Raw genomic sequence first — 18917 nt, forward strand, 5'->3', positions numbered from 1 at the left:
AAGCAGTTCAGTTGGAGTACAAAAACAAATTTTGTACCCTTAACTGAACTGCTTTTTTTGGGCTCTATATGTTAAAAAACTTTGATTTTAAGCCAGCTTAATCCAGAACAATAAATACATAGTTGCATCGAACTGCCAAAAAAAAAGAGAACTGCACTATGACAGCTCTCTTTAAAAAAGAATGATTTACATTGTGTGTATTGGCATTCCTAATGCTACATCAGCAGCTTCCATCGTAATTTCACCAAGACTTGGATGGTTATGAATTGTCAACGCTATATCTTCGGCTGTCATTCCTGCTTCTATTGCCAATCCTACTTCTGCTATCATTTCACTAGCATTTGGACCTGCAATCTGAGCCCCAATTACCAGACCATCTTCTTCTCTGGTAATTAATTTCATAAATCCATCACTATCATTTAATGATAATGCCCGACCGTTAGCAGCAAATGGAAACTTGGATGCCTTTGCATTGTATCCAGCATCTTTTGCTTCTTGTTGACTATAGCCAACTGTAGCTAACTCTGGATCTGAGAATACAACTGTAGGAATTCCAATATAATCAATTTCTGATTTCTCTCCACCGATTACTTCGGCTGCCACTTTTCCTTCATATGATGCTTTATGAGCTAATGGAGGACCATCAACAATATCACCAATTGCATAAATATTGTCTATGTTTGTACGGCATTGTTTATCAATTTTAATAAGTCCTTTATCATCTACATCAATACCTACTTGCTCTAAACCAATTTCCGCTGTATTTGGACGGCGGCCAACTGTTACCAATACATAGTCAGCGTCAACGGTTTCTTCTTTGCCGTTAACTTCATAGGTTACTGTTACACCATCTTTAGACTCTTCAACACCTTTTGCCATTGCTTCTGTGGTAACTGTTACACCTTTTTTCTTAAGGCGTTTGCTTACTACTTGCTGCATTTGTTTTTCAAAAGCGCCAAGAATCTGCTTTGTACCTTCAAGGATTGTTACATCAGTTCCAAAGTTAGCATATGCAGTGCCTAACTCAGTTCCGATATAACCGCCTCCGATAACTACCATTTTCTTAGGAATTTCTTTTAGATCTAATGCACCGGTAGAGTCAATAACGCGATCCGTAAATTTGAAACTTGGAATTTCAATTGGTGTTGAACCTGTTGCAATAATACAGTTGTTAAATGTATAAGTCTGTGAATTCTTTTCATCCATAACTTTTACTGTATTTTTATCAACAAAGTATACTTCGCCTTTAACAATATCAACTTTGTTCCCTTTCAAAAGACTTTCAACGCCAGAAGTTAGTTTATTAACAACTTTTCCTTTCCATTCCTGAACCTTGGAAAAATCAACGGATACATTTTCCGTTTTAATACCTAATTCTTCATTACCATGAGCGTTTTCAGTCAGATGACCAGCTTGAATCATTGCTTTAGAAGGGATACACCCAACATTTAAGCAAACACCACCAAGTGCACCTTTATCAACAATTGTTACATTTTGACCGGTTTGGGCAGCACGGATGGCAGCTACATAGCCACCCGGTCCTGCTCCAACTACTAACGTGTCTAACTCAATTGGAAAATCTCCTACTACCATAATCTACGCCTCCATCATAATTAATTGTGGATCGTTCAATAATCGTTTGATCTGATTTAATGCAAGTTGTGCTGTGGCACCATCAACGATACGATGATCAAAGCTAAATGACACTGCAAGAACAGGAGCAACAACAATCTCGCCGTCACGTACAATTGGTTTTTCAGCAATACGTCCAATCCCTAGAATAATTGCCTCTGGATAATTAAGAACAGGAGTAAACCATTGTCCTCCAGCTGAACCAATGTTAGTAATTGTGTTTGATGCGCCTTTCATTTCTTCAGATGCAAGTTTACCACTACGAGCCTTTTCTGCCAATTCATTAATCTCTTGTGAAATGGTGAAAATCGATTTGCGATCTGCATCTTTTACAACTGGCACTAATAAGCCTTTATCAGTATCCGCAGCAATTCCAATGTTGTAATAATGCTTGTGAATGATTTCATCAGTTTCATCGTCAACAGCAGCATTTAGTATTGGATATTTCTTAGATGCTGAGACTAATGCTTTTGCAACGTAAGGCAGATACGTTAATTTTATATCCTGCTCCGCTGCTACTGCTTTGAATTTCTTACGGTGAGCAACAAGCTCTGTTACATCTACTTCATCCATAAGTGTAACATGTGGAGCTTTCGTTTTTGAATTAACCATTGCTTTAGCAATAGACTTGCGAATTCCACTCATTTTCTCACGGGTTTCGGCATATTCACCTTTAGGTGATTCTGCTCCTTTAGCTGCCGTTGCTTCTTGCTCGTCAGATGCTACATCTTCTGTATCTTCTGCTTTCTGGTCACCACTTAAGTATTTATCTACATCTTCTTTTAGGATACGTCCATTTTTACCAGAACCCTGTACGTCCTGAATAGATACTTCATTTTCACGAGCATATTTACGTACGGACGGCATTGCAATTACACGTTTATCGTCGGAAGATTTATCTTTCGTTTCTTCTTTATCGTCTGACTCATTATTCTTTTTTTCTGCAGATTGTTTTTTATCAGATTCCTGTTCACTACTGGCTTTTGACTCTTCCTTTGTCTCTTCCGCTTCTTCAGAGTCATCTTCCTGATCTTCATAGCCCTCTGCATCAATTGTAATGATAGTATCACCAACAGTTGATACTGTACCTTCTTCAACATGAACCTTTTCAACAGTTCCTTCAACCGGAGAAGGGATTTCAACGACAGCTTTATCATTTTGCACTTCACAAAGCACATCATCTTCTTTAATTTCGTCGCCTTCTTTAACAAACCATTTTACTATTTCGCCCTCATGAATACCTTCACCAATATCAGGCAGCTTAAAATTGTAAGCCATTATTACTACCTCCAATCCTTTAATTAAAAGTTAATTACTTGATTTACTCTTTCTACGATGTCTTCATGATTTGGCAGCCATATTTCCTCAGCTTGTGAGAATGCATAAACAGTGTCTGGAGCCGTTACTCGTAAAATCGGTGCTTCCAGATGGAGTATTGCTCGTTCCTGAATCTCTGAAATAACGTGTGCTCCAACTCCTGCTTGACGCTGCGCTTCCTGAACCATAACCATTCGATTGGTTTTCTTAACAGACTCAACGATTGTATCTACATCAACCGGTGATACAGTACGAAGATCAATTACTTCAGCATCAATATTATCTTTTTCAAGTTCATCAGCTGCTTTTAGGGCTGCATGAACCATTGCGCCATAAGCAACAAGTGTAACGTCTTTACCTTCCCGTTTAATATCCGCCTTATCAAGTTCAACTGTATATTCCTCATCGGGAACTTCACCACGGAAAGAACGATATAGTTTCATGTGTTCCAAAAATAGTACTGGATCATTGTTGCGTATAGCTGAGATTAATAGTCCTTTTGCGTCATATGGTGTTGATGGAATTACAACTCTTATACCAGGTTGCTGTGCAATTAACCCTTCAAGTGAATCAGCATGAAGTTCAGGTGTGTGCACACCACCACCAAATGGAGAACGTATTGTTATTGGCATTGATTGCGTACTGCCGGAACGATAACGCATTCGCGCCATTTGACCATTAACAGCATCCATTGCTTCATAGATGAAGCCGAAGAATTGAATTTCCGGTACCGCACGAAAACCTTGCAGAGCAAGACCAATCGAAAGTCCGCCAATTCCTGATTCGGCTAGTGGCGTATCAAATACACGTTCTTCGCCAAACTCATCTTGTAATCCTTCTGTAGCGCGGAAAACGCCGCCATTTTGACCGACATCTTCACCGTATACAAGCACATTTTCATCATTTTTTAATTCATTGTACATTGCATCAGTGATTGCTTGAATCATAGTCTTTTGTGCCATGGTCTACTTCGACTCCTTTTCTTTATATTCTTCCATTTGCTCCTGCAAATTTGGTGGAAGTTTCTCATGCATATTCTCTATTAAGTCAATTACAGTTTGTTTCGGGTATTCATCTGCTTTTTTAATAGCTTTTTTAATATCTTCTTTTGCTTCATCTATTACTTTGTTCTCTTCTTCTTCCGACCATAATTTTTTCTCTTCTAAAAACTTACGGAAACGAACAAGAGGATCTTTTTTCTCCCACTCATCATTAAGATCGTCAGAACGATAGCGGGTTGGGTCGTCCCCTGCCATGGTATGTGGTCCATAACGATAAGTTAACGTTTCAATTAATGTAGGACCTTCCCCTTTTATTGCTCGTTCACGCGATTCTTTTGTAACAGCATAAACAGCTAATACATCCATACCATCAACTTGAATTCCTTCAATTCCAGCAGCAACCGATTTTTGTGCTAAGGTTTTTGCATTTGTTTGCTCTTCAACTGGTACTGAAATTGCAAAGTGGTTATTTTGGATAAAGAAAATTGCTGGCGCGCCATATGAGCCTGCAAAGTTTATACCTTCATAGAAATCACCTTGGGATGTACCACCATCACCTGTATATGTTACGGCAACTGATTTCTTTCCACGCTTCTTCATTCCAAGTGCAACACCAGCAGCTTGTGTATACTGGGCACCGATAATTATTTGCGGGCTCAACCCTTTTACTTCCTCAGGAAACTGATTACCATGGAAATGCCCTCTTGAGAACAAGAAAGCTTGATATAATGGAAGACCCTGCCAAATAAGTTGTGGAACATCACGATATGCCGGAAGTAAAAAATCATCTGCTTCTAATGCATATTGACTCCCTAACTGAGATGCTTCCTGTCCTGCAGTAGGAGCATAAAACCCTAAACGTCCTTGACGGTTCAGTGCAATCGAACGTTGGTCAAGTATACGAGTATAAACCATCCTGCGCATAAGCTCTTTCAAATCATCATCTGAAAGATCAGGCATTGCGTCTTTATTAACAATCTTTCCATCTTCATTAAGAATCTGGAACATTTCGAACTGACTTTCAACACTTTCAAGTACGTGTTTCAAAATAGTTCACCTCTTCCTTTCTGAATACCTATTTTGTATTTTCTTTTTTAGCCTTCCCAAAATATGAAAAAATCTGTACCCTTTTGCTCTTATTCTTGTTCCCTATATTAAATTTTACTAATCACATTTAAAAATAAGGACTAAACTGTTACATAAGAATAGGAAAATTTAATGGTACAATTCATAATCTAGTTAAAGTTTAGCTTATATATACCAATTTGGTCAATCACTTTGTCTTATTTATTTATTTTTGACAAAAGGGTTGTATCGCTTACATAAAATTCACTCATTTAAGGAACCATCTGTTATAGTAACAAATTAAAACTGTATTAATTGACAGCAAATAGTATACAAATAAAAAAGAACCAAATGAATTTTCATTTGGTTCCACCTACTTACAATATTTACTCGACTATTCTGTACTGTTCTTTTCACCTGTTGGTGCATTATTTTCAAATTCCGCATCTATTCCAGCAGCAGAATAAAATTCTTCTTTTAATGCATTATATTCAGTAGTACGTTCATTGAATGTTTTGTTCGCTGCAATTACCTGTTGATAACTATCATTAACTTTTGTTATATGCTTAGTTAATGTTTTTTGCTCCAAGTCTTCCTTTTGCAGCATAGTATACAAATCTTTTTCAAGCTTTAGAGTTTTGGAGTACGCTTGATATAATTTATCGTATGCTTTATACCGGTCGGTCATTACACTATACATCTCTTGGGCACTCTTTTGTGCATCTTCTTGTTCCAAATCTTCAATCATGCTTTCAATTTTTGTGAATTCCTCTTTGGAGGCTGTTATACTTTCCTTTTCCAGCTCGATTTTCTCTTTTCTCTCATCTATATTTTCAATCGCCTGCTTGGAAAGTTCCTTGATTTGTTCAAACTCATTCATGCCTAGGTCAATTATTTGGCTATATATTTCCTGCTCCTTCTTTTCCAATTCCACGATTGGATCCTGCTGCTTAACAAAGGTGTCTTCTAGTTCCACTGCCTTTTCCAAATGATCATAAATCTGCTCTGAGGTTGATGCCCCACTACATGCAGTAAGTAACGCTAATATAAATAATAATAAAATAAAGAACGACTTTTTAAACGCCACGAGTCAATATCCTCCTTCAATCTAAGCTGCAAATTTTATACCTTAGTATAACACATTTTTCAGACAAAATAGGTTCAAATTAATTAATTTATACTTGTCCTATAGTAAATTTATGATGTAAAAATTCATATTATGTTAAAATATTATCACTATGAACTGTAAGGAGTGTCAATGCATGATAACTATGGATGATATAGTCAGAGAAGGCCATCCATCATTACGCGAAAAAGCAGATGAGGTACCAGTTCCTCCTTCTGACGAAGATAAACAGCTTTTAAATGATATGCTTACCTTTTTAAAAAATAGTCAAGATGAAACAATAGCAAGAGACTATGATTTAAGGCCTGGTGTAGGGTTGGCCGCACCACAATTGGCAGTAAATAAACGAATGGTCGCAATTCACTTCGAAGATTCAAAGGGAAAATTATATAGCTATGGCCTAATAAACCCTAAAATTATCAGTCACTCGGTTGAAGAAGCATATTTATCTTCTGGAGAAGGCTGTTTGTCAGTAGATAGAAATGTAGAAGGATATGTACCTAGATACGCAAGAATTACCGTAAAAGCAACTGGTTTGGACGGTACAGAACTTAAGTTACGTCTAAGGGATTATGCAGCAATAGTCTTTCAGCATGAAATCGACCATCTGAACGGTGTTATGTTTTACGATCATATTAATAAAGATAATCCATTTACTGTGACAGATAACGCCAAAGCCATTGAATAACTTTTAAAATACGGGGACATTCACACGTCCCTATTATTATATTTTGGTATAAGAATCATTTATAGGCTAAAAATATACATAAGGAAAACACGTAGAAATCAATCATTGATATAGAAAAAGAGTCTTTTTTTTAAACAATTGCAGTGTTTTTATTTCAAATTTCCTCAAACAGTATTATACTATGAATAAGAGGGTTGGATCGGTAGAACGTTTTTTGGTGCTTTTCTTAAATAATCGAAAGGAGATGTAGACCTCATGTTAAAACGCCTAAAAGAAAAGCTTAAAAAGCGCTGGAAGGATTTTTTAGGCAGAGGACGTGTACCTACTACTTGTAAAAAGGACTACCACCAGAGTTAACCATCATGTAATGGAGAATATTACCAAATCAAATTTACTGCGAATTATACCATTGCATATTATTAAAGCGATTGGTTAGAAAACACATGTGAATTGTTATGAAACAGCTGTTCGCCTAAATGCCATCAGCTTATTAAGTAATGCTCAGTATTATCAAATGGATAGGAATTTATTATTACGGAATGCAAATTTTAAAATAGAATAAAAAAGAAGTTAGGAGAGATGAAATGATTTTTAAAGTTTTTTATCAAGAATTACCAGGAGAAGTCCCTGTACGCGAACGGACACAAAGCCTATATGTTGAGGCAGATTCAGAAAAAGAGGTACGAAACAAATTATACGATCGCAAGTATAATATAAATATTGAATTTATCCATCCATTGGACGAAGCACATTTAAATTATGAAAAACAATCCGAACATTTTAACCTGGAGACTGTCTAACCAATGAAATTCGTAAAGAATGACCAAACAGCGGTTTTTGCATTAGGTGGACTAGGTGAAATTGGGAAAAACACTTATGGTGTTCAATTTCAAGATGAAATAATTTTAATCGATGCCGGAATTAAGTTTCCTGAAGATGAATTACTTGGTATTGATTATGTTATTCCAGATTACACCTACCTGATTCAAAACCAAGATAAAATTAAAGGATTATTCGTAACACACGGGCATGAGGACCATATCGGTGGAATTCCGTACCTCTTGCGTGAAATAAATGTGCCAATTTATGCTGGAAAACTTGCGATCGGATTAATCAGAAACAAATTAGATGAACATGGCTTATTGCGAAATGCCAAATTGCATACAATTCAAGAAGAAGATGTTATAAAATTCCGTAAAACATCCATTTCCTTTTTCCATACTACCCATAGCATTCCTGATTCATATGGTGTTGTAGTAAAAACTCCACCTGGGAATGTAGTTCATACAGGTGACTTTAAATTTGATTTCACACCGGTTGGCGAGCCTGCTAATATAGCAAAAATGGCTGAGATAGGTAAAGAAGGCGTACTTTGCTTACTTTCAGACAGTACAAACAGTGAAATACCAGGATTTACAATGTCCGAAAGTGTTGTTGCTGATAATATTAATGATATTTTTGCTAGAGCTGATGGACGACTAATCTTTGCAACATTTGCATCAAATATCTATCGCCTGCAACAGGTGGTTGAAGCAGCTGTTAAACACAACCGTAAAGTAGCCGTCTTTGGACGGAGCATGGAAACTTCTATTCGAATCGGACAGGAACTGGGCTATATCCAAGCTCCAAAAGACACATTTATTGAAGCTAATCAGATTAACCGTCTTCCGGCAAATGAAGTTACCATTCTTTGTACAGGCTCACAAGGGGAACCAATGGCAGCATTATCTCGAATAGCTAACGGTACACACCGCCAAATACAAATTATTCCTGGTGATACAGTTATCTTTTCATCATCCCCTATCCCTGGAAATACTGTGAGTGTAAGCCGTACAATTAATAAACTTTACCGTGCTGGAGCCGAAGTGATTCATGGCCGGCTAAGTAATATTCATACATCCGGACATGGCAGCCAGGAAGAACAGAAATTAATGCTAAGACTTATCCAGCCAAAATACTTCATGCCGATTCATGGTGAATACAGAATGTTAAAAGAACACACTAAGCTTGCCGAAGCATGTGGAGTAGAGCCAGCAAATTCATTTATTATGGATACTGGTGATGTACTTGCCTTAGGCAAAGATAATGCAATGGTAGCAGGAAAAATACCATCAGGTTCTATTTATGTGGATGGGAGCGGCATCGGTGATATTGGAAATATTGTATTGCGTGACCGCCGTATTCTATCGGAAGAAGGACTTGTCATGGTGGTTGTAAGTATTAATATGAAAGAATTTAAAATTGCATCAGGACCTGACATTATCTCACGTGGATTTGTCTATATGAGAGAATCTGAAGACCTAATAAATGAAGCGCAGAAGCTTGTATCAAATCATTTAGACAAGGTAATGGAACGCAGGACAACACAATGGTCGGAAATCAAGAATGAAATAACAGATACTATCGCACCATTCCTCTATGAAAAAACGAAACGCAGACCTATGGTATTACCGATTATCATGGAAATCTGATCAAATAATTGGGATGACATTTTTTATGAAGCCTAACACATCTTATAGTTGTGGATGGCTAACGAATAATGTCATCCCTTTTTAATTGTGTAGGAAACTATACAATTAAAGTGATGTAGATAACTGGACTCCCGAATCAGCCGCGTACAGGACGTACTAGTGCCGGTGACGCCACAGGACATGGCGTACTCACCGGCCAGCGCCTAGCGCCTAGGGACTTCCTTCCCCGTGTCTACGATAAGAAATAAAGGATGTTCGACTAAAACCACCACATCCTGTGGGGCAGCTTACACTCTTCGTGTATTCTTTTCGCTTTCCAAGCATAAGATCCATCTTGACTTTCGCCATCATTGGCGATAAGTCAAGTTCATCTAATCTCTGGGAAAAGGAAGATCGACTAAGACCGCCGCTTTGCGCGACAACGTCGACCTACCCGCAGCGCTGAACAGGCGCTTGCGCTTTTGTTCAATCCTTCTTCACTAATACAATCGAATCTGCAATAAAAAAAGTGGCATTAAAATTAAATTTTAATGCCACTTTTTTTTGTTGAGAAACGATAATAGTAAAAAGAGAGCTCTTTAACAATTATCAACCTATACCCATAGATAAAGCTTAGTCAATAATAAGATGCTTCTCAAATCTGGATATGTCTTTATCTGCTCCAATAACTATAAGGATATCTTCTTCCTCTAGAGTTTCATCTGCGGTTGGTGAAACATTAATATCTTTTCCATGCTTAATTGCAACAACGTTACACCCATAATTTGCTCGAATATCAAGGTCAACTAATGTTTTACCGCGCATCTTTTCACCAGCTTTCACCTCAACAATACTATGGTCATCGGATAGCTCCAGATAATCAAGTATGTTGTTCGAGATTATGTTATGTGCAATCCTCTTCCCCATATCTCGTTCCGGGTGAACAACCTGATCAGCACCAATTTTATTTAATATTTTCTCATGGTAATCATTCTGAGCCTTTACTGTTATTTTCTTAATGCCAAGGTCTGTTAAAACAACAGTTGTGAGGATACTTGCCTGAATATTATCACCTATTGCAACAATAACATGATCCAAATTTTTGATTCCTAGCTCTTTTAAAGTAACCTCATCTGTAGAATCTGCTATAACTGCATGTGATGCAATGTTTTTAAATTCATTTACTTTATCTTCATCAATGTCAACTGCGAGCACTTGCATACCTTCCATACTTAATTCACGGCAAATACTCCCGCCAAATCGACCTAAACCAATAACTGCGAATTCTCGTTTCATAATATTTCCTCCATCACTCAACGTACTTTTAATTAGTCTACCACACTACTATTACAAGTGAAATTGATTAAAGATAATTTTAACCTTTATTATTAGTTAGTATTAAAAAATGTCAATTAACTGTCATAAGCAAAGGGCTTTTACCATAACAAAATGTTTTATACTATCTACATAGGGAAAACTAAATCCGTTAACCTAAACGGCTTATCTCCCTTTGCTCAATCAAATCTTAAATGAATAGATTGTCAACGACACATGCTCAGTATTGAATATGTGTATAATAAATACTTTACTATTAGGGGAGGCTTACACAATGGATCTTGATACAGTCTTAATGAGTAGATTGATTACCGCAATGACATTAGGATTTCATATAATATTTGCAACACTTGGCGTTGGAGTTCCCTTGATGATTTCGATAGCAGAGTTTGTCGGAGTTAAAAAGAATGATCCGCATTACAAGATGATGGCCAGACGATGGGCAAGAGGATTTGTCATTACAGTTGCGGTAGGTGTTGTAACCGGAACAGCAATAGGGTTACAATTATCATTAGTGTGGCCTAACTTTATGCAGGTTGCAGGAAATGTCATAAGCCTGCCGCTCTTTATGGAAGTCTTTGCATTTTTCTTTGAAGCTATATTCTTAGGTATCTATTTATACACTTGGGATAGGTTTAAAAAACCTTTTACACATTGGTTTTTATCCATACCAATAGTAATCGGTGGAGGGCTATCGGCCGTTTTTATAACAACCGTAAATGCATTTATGAATACACCGGAAGGATTTGCAATGGAAGATGGCTCATTCTTGGCTGTTAATCCACTTGCTGCTATGCTAAATCCAGCTACTCCATCAAAGGTGTTCCATGTGTTAAGTTCTGCATACTTAGCATGTGCTGCACTTCTTGCTGCTATAGCTGCTTTTACAATTCTAAAGAAAAAAGCATCAGCCTACCATCAAAAGGCGCTAAAGCTAACTGTAACGATTATGTTTATATTCGCGGCGGCAAATTTGCTGACTGGAGATACATCAGCTAAGTTTCTTGCTGAACACCAACCTGAAAAATTGGCTGCTGCAGAGTGGCATTTTGAAACTGAACAAGGTGCGGACCTAGTAGTGTTTGGCTGGCTGAATGAAACGCATGAGATAATAGGTGAAATTCGAATACCTAAATTTTTGAGTTTTCTTGCACATGGTGACTTCAATGCTGAAGTAACAGGGCTGGAAGAAACGCCTGAGAAAGAGAGACCACCCCTTTGGATACATTATATGTTTGACTTAATGGTGACTATTGGAATGGCTCTCTTAGGAGTATCTTTTCTCTATCTTGTGTTTAGTATGATAAGAAAATGGAATGAACTTAACAAGTGGTTTTTATGGTCTCTCCTATTTAGTGGGCCTCTTGCCTTCCTCGCAATAGAGTTTGGCTGGATTTACGCTGAAGAAGGACGCCAACCATGGATTATACGAGGCTATATGACGGTTGACGAAGCAGCTACTTCCTCCCCTTATATAGGTCTGATGTTCTTTTTGTTCTTAGGTTTATATATCGTATTAGGTACTTTGTGTATTGTCACATTACGTAAACTCTTCCGTAACAATCCGGTCGAAGAAGAACTCGAAAAACAGTATCCCTCCATAGAAAAGGGTGATGAATAATGAGTTATGAATTAATAGGAATTACGGTATTATGGCTGTTCCTATATGGCTATTTAATAGTAGCTTCGATTGACTTTGGTGCTGGTTTTTTTGCATATTATGCCAAAATCTCGAAAAAAGACCATATTATGAATCAATTAATCTCAAGGTATTTATCTCCTGTATGGGAAGTAACTAATGTATTCTTTGTCTTTTTCTTTGTTGGTATTGTTGGATTCTTCCCGGAAACGGCTTATTATTATGGAACAGCCTTACTAGTTCCTGGTAGTATTGCAATCATACTACTTGCGATACGAGGTTCGTTCTATGCATTTGAAAACTATGGTTCGAAACAGAGCAATATTTATATGTTCTTATATGGTGCAACCGGATTATTAATCCCAGCATCCTTATCTACTGCATTAACACTGTCAGAAGGTGGCTTTATTGATGAGAAAAATGGAGAAGTCTCACTGAAGTATTTAGAATTGTTTACAAGTCCATATTCATGGAGTGTCGTATTTCTAGCAATTGTGTCAGTACTTTTTATCAGTGCTGCATTCTTGACATTTTATGCTGCTCGCGCACGTGACTACCCTGCATTAAAGCTAGTACGAATTTATGCATTATTCTGGAGTGTACCAACGATAATAGCCAGTCTAACAACCTTTATTGCATTAAGTCAGCATAATGAGAGACATTATGAAAAAATGCTTGACCTATGGTGGATGTTTGGCTTGTCAGTCGGTTTTTTCATGTTGGCAATAGGCTTAATTTATCAGGGTAAGCGTTATGGCATTGCATTTATTAGTATAATGTTACAGTATTTCTTTGCCTTTTTCGGCTATGGAATAGCTCATTTACCTTATATTCTTAACCCTTACATTACTATAGTAGAAGGAGCTACCCACGAATCGATGGGGATTGCCCTAATAGTAGCATTCATAGCCGGCCTATGTTTATTAATACCTTCACTCGTTTTACTATTGAGACTGTTTTTATTTAATGCTGAATATGTTAAAGGCAAAAAATAACCTGCTAGAATAATTTTAAGTTAGGAGATTTCAGCCAATATGAGTACTTTAAAAGATATTGCCTTCACACAGAAAAAAAGCATATCACTTCTGTTTGCCTCATCCATTATCACAGGTGCGATGATTATTTTACAGGCGTATTTTTTTGTTGCAGTTATCGACGGTGTTTTCCTGCAAGGAATGTCGTTTTCTGGAGTCCTTCCTATGCTGGGAGGACTTCTCCTAGCTCTTTTGGCTAGAACAATATTGATTTATATAAGCGGTCGTGAGGGAGTACAAATGGCCGCCAAAGCCAAGACGGATTTTCGAAAGAAGCTTTTAAGTAAATTTTCAGGAAATCCTGTACAGAATTCGTTACAGGGACAATCAGGGCAAAAGGTAAGTGTCATGATGGATGCTGTTGATGAAATAGAAAGCTATTTCAGTCAATACCTTCCTCAGGTTATTCAAACAGCTTTCATACCTCTCTTAATCCTTGTGGTAGCCTTCACACAGCATGTAAACACCGGGATCATATTGATAATCACTGCCCCATTTATACCTCTCTTTATGATTATTATTGGAATGCAAACAAAAAAGAAATCTGAAGAGCAGTTAGATAAGCTCGCATCCTTTTCCGGAAAATTCCTGGATACGTTACAGGGGCTTACCACTCTGAAATTATTCAGCCGGGCAAAACAACAAAAGGAAGCTATCAAGAAAAGCAGTCTAGGGTTCAGGGACGCTACAATGGAAATATTGAAAGTTGCCTTCACCTCTTCCTTTATGTTAGAGCTAATTTCCATGCTGAGTATTGGAATTGTAGCGCTGGAACTAGCGATTCAGCTGATAATTTATAAAAGTATATCATTCTTTACTGCGTTTTTTATTCTAGTATTGGTTCCAGAGTTCTATACGTCACTTAAGGAGTTAGGCAGCAGCTTTCATAATAGCCGTAGCAGTATGGGGGCAGCAAATAAAGTAGCAGAGGAATTGGAGGAAACAGAACAGATTATTCCATGGGGAAATAAGACTTTATCAGAGAATTCTCCCCCAGCCATTTCGCTTCGGGGAGTGGCTTACAGTTATGGAGAGGATCAGTTTTCTTTAATTAATATAGATACAATAATTCCACCTTATAATCAAATAGCAATTGTTGGTCAAACTGGTTCTGGAAAATCAACCCTTTTACATTTAATTGCAGGTCTAATTACTCCTTCAGAAGGAAAAGTAATTATAAATAATAATAGCTTGATGACTGATTATCAAGAACAAGACTGGTTTAATCATTTAAGTTATATTTCCCAGCACCCTTATATTTTCTCAGGCTCTATTGCAGAAAATATTGCAATTGGCGGAAAAACGGATGCATCACGTACAAGCATCGAGCAAGCTGCTGAAAAAGCAGGAATTGCAGAAATGATACATTCACTTGAAAATGGTTATGATACACAAGTCGGTGAAGCAGGTAGAGGTCTTTCAGGTGGAGAAAAACAAAGGGTCGCCATCGCACGTGCATTTTTGAAAAAACCATCAATTATCCTATTCGACGAGCCAACAACAGGGTTAGACCTTTACACAGAAAAGATTTTGCAGGATTCTATAAATGAGTTGTCGCAAAACTCAACTGTTGTCACTGTTGCACACCGCCTTCATACCATCAAGAACGCTGATAAAATTCTTTTCCTGGAGAATGGAAGATTAATTTCCGAGGGAACCCATAAAGAGCTTATTAAATCGGTAGCGACCTATCGTGATATGGTATCTATCCAGCAGGGAGGGACTCCAGAATGAGAGATTTAACACTTGTTGTTAAGTTAATGATGATTGAAAAAAAAGACATTCTCTATTCAATTATTTTTGGCTTTATTGCTGGTATTTCTGCTGTAGGTCTCTTTGCTGCCAGTGGATATTTAATTTCCAAGGCAGCATTGGCACCTCCTTTATATGCCCTAATTATTCTCACATCTACGGTAAAGCTGCTTGGATTTACGAAAGCAATAAGCCGCTATGCTGAAAGATACTTTTCTCATCGGGCAACATTTACGATTTTAAGTAATCTCCGTGTCTCTTTTTTCGAGAAACTCGAGCCCCTGACACCAGGAATATTTCAAAAATATCGCAGCGGAGACCTCCTATCAAGAATTGTTGGAGATGTCGAAAGTCTTCAGAATTTCTTTTTAAGGGTATTTTACCCGCCGATCGTTTTAATGATCGTCTTTTTATGTACGATTTTATTCACGTCTTTCGTTTCAATTTATATAGCGCTTGTATTACTCATTGGCCTCCTATTAACAGCTTTTGTCATTCCTGCGTTATTTGCTGTCAGGCAAGCTAAAATAGACAGTCATGTGCGGCAAGGAAGAGGAAATTTAACAACAGAAGTTACTGAATTTCTTCATGGTTTTCGTGATTTAAAGATATACCAGAAGCTTCATGAGAAAGAAGAGAATCTATTGCAATCGTCTGACGCTTATATTAAAGAGCAAGAACGCGAAAACATCAACACGCTATATAGTCAATCTATGAACACATTTGTAGCGCTTTTTATATCCTGGCTAGTACTAGCATTAGGAGCCTATTTAGTAGTAGACGGTCAATTGGATGGTATCTTCTTGGCAATGCTCATAATGATTTCCCTTACTGTTTTTGAAGATGCTTCTCCAATGGCAGTTTTCCCAATCCATATACAAGACAGTAAACAGGCCGCAACACGCTTATTTTCTGTAGTTGACTGGGAAAGTAAAAACAAAGTAAAACAAGATTATAAGGAGCAATTACAGCAAAGTAACGCTCATTCCATTGAAATGACTAATGTTTCCTTTTCATTTCCGAAAGAAACCAGACCAACCTTGGAGGAAATTTATTTAAAGCTAACAGCATGTTCGAAGACAGCTATTGTCGGGCCAAGCGGTTCTGGTAAATCAACATTGCTACAGCTGCTGTTAAAAATCAGCCCAGCAAATCAAGGCAATATTTATTTAGATGATGTAGCAATAAATCAAATAAACCAAGAAGAAATTTGGAAAAATGCTAAAGTTGTTCTACAGGAAAACCATTTTTTCTTCGGTACAATACGTTCTAACCTTGAGCTTGCCAAAGATGGATTAACTGACGCAGAAATGGAAGCTACCTTAGCAACAGTAATGCTTGATCACTTCTCCTTAGAAGACAAGGTAAATGAAAAAGGTGAAAATCTTTCTGGCGGGGAAAAGCAGAGACTTGCGATCGCCCGGGCAATGCTGAAAGATGGACATCTTTGGTTACTGGATGAACCCACTTCGTCTGTAGACGCAATTACAGAACAATCCATTTATAAAAATCTTTTCGAACAAGCTAAAAATGACACGCTTGTTCTTATCAGTCATCGCTTAACAAACTTGGAAAATATGGATCAAATTATTGTAATGGAACACGGGACTATAATAGAATCCGGCACATTTAATGAATTAATGCAGCAAAAAGGCTACCTTTATAAAATGAAACAGATCGAGAAAGAATTACTTTAAACCAGGACACTTATCGTAGGTTTTGTGGTTTTTAAGCATTGCAGTTGATATAAACTGCGACACAGTGAAAATTTTCTTTTGCACCACTCCGATACCAATGCAACATCTGCTCAAGCGAGCACTTTCGCAGTCTTACTAGCCATGGGCTCACTCAACAAGGTTATGAGAACCCGAACGCTGTTCAAATAGTGTGAAACGTGTCTTCATCAGGGCTATGAGACTCGGTTGAGTATTTTTCCACAGTACTTCGCAGTTTATATCTATTGTCAACGATAACAACCTTTTACTATAATAACCGAAATTAAAAAGCAACTTCTCAACTGAGAAGTTGCTTTTGTTTATATTGCATCGAGCATTTGAAATTGTGATTTCACAAGATCAAAATATTCCCCTTCCTGCTTCATTAACTCATCATGACTGCCATTCTCAAGTACTTTTCCATTTTCCAATACGTAAATGTTATCAGACTCTCTAATTGTCGATAAGCGATGGGCAATAATGATTGCAGTCCTACCCTTTAATAATCGTTGAAGAGCTTCCTGAATTTTCATTTCTGTTTCCGTATCAATGCTTGCTGTTGCTTCATCCAAAATTAATATTCTCGGATCAGCAAGAAGTGCTCTAGCAAATGACAACAATTGCCGCTCACCTGCTGATAATATATTTCCTCGCTCCTCTACTTCTGTTTCATATCCGTATGCAAGTCGCTGAATAAATTCATCAGCCCCAACAACCTTTGCAGCTTCGATTACTGCTTCATCTGATGCATCAGGTTGACCAAACCTGATATTTTCCATAATAGTTCCTGAGAAGATAAAGGTATCCTGTAAAACTACACTAATTTGCTGGCGCAAGCTATCTAGCTTTACGTCTCGTAAATCGTGTCCATCAATTTTAACAGTTCCTTCAGTTGGGTCATAAAAACGGCTGATTAAATTGGATATAGTAGACTTACCGCTTCCTGTATGCCCAACCAGTGCAATATTCTGGCCCTGTTTAATGTCTAATGAAATCTCATGCAGTGCGATGCGGTCGTTATCGTAAGAAAATTGAACACGGTCAAATTCAATTCGCCCTTTCATATTTGTTAATTCAATACTATCTTCTTTTTCTTTCACATTTGGCTGTTCATCCAGAAATTCAAAGATACGTTCTGATGAGGACATTGCCATTAAAAGCTGATTATACATTTGACCTAATCTTGAAATTGGTTCCCAGAACATTCCTAAATAAAAAGCGAACGTTACAAATGTACCAATTTCAATTCCGCCATTAGCTTCACCTAATAAAATTAAATGGGAGCCATAAGCAATCAGGATAATTGTTCCAATTGCATTACTCATTTCTACAAAAGGACGAAACATTGCACTCTTCTTCGTTGCCACACGCCAGCTCTCGAAGCTATCTGTATTTATGCCCTCAAAGAATGCTTCGTTTTCTTTTTCCTGTGAGAAAGATTGTGTAATACGAACACCTTGTATGCTTTCATTTAAGTGAGAATTTAATCGTGATTGCTGTATACGTACATCCTGCCACGAACGGCGGATACTTCTCCTGAGTTTTGTTGAAATATAAAACATAATCGGCAGAATAATCATAACTGCAAGTGCCAGTTTAGGACTTAATGCAACTAAGATGACAATCATCCCTGTTAGTGTAACCACATCCATAAGAAGATTAATAATTCCATTTGTAAATAACTCCTGAAGCGAATTGATATCATTCATAATTCTAACTAATATCGATCCTGCTGAACGTGAATCGAAAAAACGGTGTGACAGTCGCTGAACATGAGAAAACAAATGCTGTCGTATGTCATAGATAACATTCTGCCCTAATATATTAACCCACTTTATCCGGTAAACATTTCCAACATAACTTATTAAATAGAGTATTCCAATCCCTATAACAAGATAGGTGAGCATTGTTGGGTCCTCATTGGCTATCGCTACGTCAATTGCAACTTTACCAATTAATATTGGTACAAGTAAACGTACTGCAGTAGAAACTAGCATAGCTATCATAGCACCCGGTAAGTATGTTTTGGAATATGGTTTTAAATAACCAAGTAATCGCCACATTTGCTGCCAGTTAAAGGGCTTCTCGACCGCTTGATCGACTGTATAATAGAATCGCTTCAGATGACGATTTTCTTTTGGTAACTTTTTTTCTTTTGCCATT

Annotated in this window: 14 protein-coding genes; 7 read left to right on the forward strand and 7 right to left on the reverse strand. The window is 37.4% G+C overall.

The window, feature by feature from the left end; all coding sequences use genetic code 11:
• Positions 1-186: 186 nt before the first annotated feature.
• The 5 genes from lpdA to BLS02_RS11205 all read right to left on the reverse strand — a co-directional run bounded on the left by lpdA (position 187) and on the right by BLS02_RS11205 (position 6102).
• Entirely contained in the window at positions 187-1593 is a 1407-nt protein-coding gene (gene lpdA, locus BLS02_RS11185) for a dihydrolipoyl dehydrogenase (protein ID WP_092493089.1), read from the reverse strand.
• A 3-nt stretch (positions 1594-1596) separates the two neighbouring features.
• Positions 1597-2910: a dihydrolipoamide acetyltransferase family protein gene (locus BLS02_RS11190; RefSeq protein WP_092493090.1), complete on the reverse strand. Its 1314-nt coding sequence runs from the start codon at positions 2908-2910 to the stop codon at positions 1597-1599.
• A 23-nt stretch (positions 2911-2933) separates the two neighbouring features.
• Positions 2934-3911, reverse strand: coding sequence for an alpha-ketoacid dehydrogenase subunit beta (locus BLS02_RS11195; RefSeq protein WP_092493091.1), 978 nt, complete (start codon positions 3909-3911; stop codon positions 2934-2936).
• A gap of 3 nt (positions 3912-3914) precedes the next feature.
• Positions 3915-4997 (reverse strand): pyruvate dehydrogenase (acetyl-transferring) E1 component subunit alpha, encoded by a 1083-nt coding sequence (pdhA, locus tag BLS02_RS11200; RefSeq protein WP_092493092.1) that lies wholly within the window; start codon positions 4995-4997, stop codon positions 3915-3917.
• 412 nt (positions 4998-5409) lie between these two features.
• Positions 5410-6102 carry a YkyA family protein gene (locus tag BLS02_RS11205; RefSeq protein ID WP_092493093.1) on the reverse strand — a complete coding sequence of 231 codons (693 nt, stop codon included), beginning with the start codon at positions 6100-6102 and terminating at the stop codon, positions 5410-5412.
• A 175-nt stretch (positions 6103-6277) separates the two neighbouring features.
• On the opposite strand from BLS02_RS11205, the gene def reads away from it, so the two are divergent.
• The 3 genes from def (at position 6278) to rnjA (ending at position 9300) form a co-directional block, all read left to right on the forward strand.
• Positions 6278-6829 carry a peptide deformylase gene (gene def / locus BLS02_RS11210; RefSeq protein WP_092493094.1) on the forward strand — a complete coding sequence of 184 codons (552 nt, stop codon included), beginning with the start codon at positions 6278-6280 and terminating at the stop codon, positions 6827-6829.
• A 584-nt stretch (positions 6830-7413) separates the two neighbouring features.
• Positions 7414-7629, forward strand: a complete 216-nt coding sequence (locus BLS02_RS11215; RefSeq protein ID WP_092493095.1) for a DNA-dependent RNA polymerase subunit epsilon — start codon at positions 7414-7416, stop codon at positions 7627-7629.
• Between the two features lie 3 nt (positions 7630-7632).
• Entirely contained in the window at positions 7633-9300 is a 1668-nt protein-coding gene (gene rnjA, locus BLS02_RS11220) for a ribonuclease J1 (RefSeq protein ID WP_092493096.1), read from the forward strand.
• A gap of 612 nt (positions 9301-9912) precedes the next feature.
• Here the strand turns inward: rnjA and BLS02_RS11225 are convergent.
• Positions 9913-10575 carry a potassium channel family protein gene (locus BLS02_RS11225; protein WP_092493097.1) on the reverse strand — a complete coding sequence of 221 codons (663 nt, stop codon included), beginning with the start codon at positions 10573-10575 and terminating at the stop codon, positions 9913-9915.
• A 313-nt stretch (positions 10576-10888) separates the two neighbouring features.
• Here BLS02_RS11225 and BLS02_RS11230 point away from each other — a divergent pair, with 313 nt between their 5' ends.
• The 4 genes from BLS02_RS11230 to cydC are packed head-to-tail and all read left to right on the forward strand — an operon-like array spanning position 10889 to position 16736.
• Positions 10889-12235 carry a cytochrome ubiquinol oxidase subunit I gene (locus BLS02_RS11230; RefSeq protein WP_092493099.1) on the forward strand — a complete coding sequence of 449 codons (1347 nt, stop codon included), beginning with the start codon at positions 10889-10891 and terminating at the stop codon, positions 12233-12235.
• Entirely contained in the window at positions 12235-13248 is a 1014-nt protein-coding gene (locus tag BLS02_RS11235; protein WP_175559477.1) for a cytochrome d ubiquinol oxidase subunit II, read from the forward strand. Before BLS02_RS11230 ends, BLS02_RS11235 begins: the two co-directional genes overlap by 1 nt.
• Before the next feature lie 39 nt (positions 13249-13287).
• A complete protein-coding gene (cydD, locus tag BLS02_RS11240; protein WP_092493102.1) occupies positions 13288-15021 on the forward strand; it encodes a thiol reductant ABC exporter subunit CydD in 1734 nt (577 codons plus the stop codon).
• Positions 15018-16736 carry a thiol reductant ABC exporter subunit CydC gene (gene cydC / locus BLS02_RS11245; protein ID WP_092493103.1) on the forward strand — a complete coding sequence of 573 codons (1719 nt, stop codon included), beginning with the start codon at positions 15018-15020 and terminating at the stop codon, positions 16734-16736. The genes cydD and cydC overlap by 4 nt, the downstream gene beginning before the upstream one ends.
• Positions 16737-17074: 338 nt before the next feature.
• Here the strand turns inward: cydC and BLS02_RS11250 are convergent, their stop codons facing one another.
• On the reverse strand, positions 17075-18916 hold the full coding sequence (locus BLS02_RS11250) for an ABC transporter ATP-binding protein (protein ID WP_092493104.1): 1842 nt from the start codon (positions 18914-18916) through the stop codon (positions 17075-17077).
• Position 18917 lies beyond the last annotated feature (1 nt).

This window comes from Virgibacillus salinus, from assembly GCF_900102415.1.
Taxonomy (GTDB): domain Bacteria; phylum Bacillota; class Bacilli; order Bacillales; family Amphibacillaceae; genus Lentibacillus; species Lentibacillus subterraneus.

What these genes read in the sequence shown, in the direction of transcription:
- BLS02_RS11235 (WP_175559477.1), top strand. Translation starts at nt 12,235, where the DNA reads ATGAGTTATGAATTAATAGGAATTACGGTATTATGGCTGTTCCTATAT.
- BLS02_RS11190 (WP_092493090.1), bottom strand. Translation starts at nt 2,910, where the DNA reads ATGGCTTACAATTTTAAGCTGCCTGATATTGGTGAAGGTATTCATGAG.
- BLS02_RS11215 (WP_092493095.1), top strand. Translation starts at nt 7,414, where the DNA reads ATGATTTTTAAAGTTTTTTATCAAGAATTACCAGGAGAAGTCCCTGTA.
- BLS02_RS11230 (WP_092493099.1), top strand. Translation starts at nt 10,889, where the DNA reads ATGGATCTTGATACAGTCTTAATGAGTAGATTGATTACCGCAATGACA.
- BLS02_RS11225 (WP_092493097.1), bottom strand. Translation starts at nt 10,575, where the DNA reads ATGAAACGAGAATTCGCAGTTATTGGTTTAGGTCGATTTGGCGGGAGT.
- lpdA (WP_092493089.1), bottom strand. Translation starts at nt 1,593, where the DNA reads ATGGTAGTAGGAGATTTTCCAATTGAGTTAGACACGTTAGTAGTTGGA.
- def (WP_092493094.1), top strand. Translation starts at nt 6,278, where the DNA reads ATGATAACTATGGATGATATAGTCAGAGAAGGCCATCCATCATTACGC.
- rnjA (WP_092493096.1), top strand. Translation starts at nt 7,633, where the DNA reads ATGAAATTCGTAAAGAATGACCAAACAGCGGTTTTTGCATTAGGTGGA.
- cydD (WP_092493102.1), top strand. Translation starts at nt 13,288, where the DNA reads ATGAGTACTTTAAAAGATATTGCCTTCACACAGAAAAAAAGCATATCA.
- cydC (WP_092493103.1), top strand. Translation starts at nt 15,018, where the DNA reads ATGAGAGATTTAACACTTGTTGTTAAGTTAATGATGATTGAAAAAAAA.
- BLS02_RS11195 (WP_092493091.1), bottom strand. Translation starts at nt 3,911, where the DNA reads ATGGCACAAAAGACTATGATTCAAGCAATCACTGATGCAATGTACAAT.
- BLS02_RS11250 (WP_092493104.1), bottom strand. Translation starts at nt 18,916, where the DNA reads ATGGCAAAAGAAAAAAAGTTACCAAAAGAAAATCGTCATCTGAAGCGA.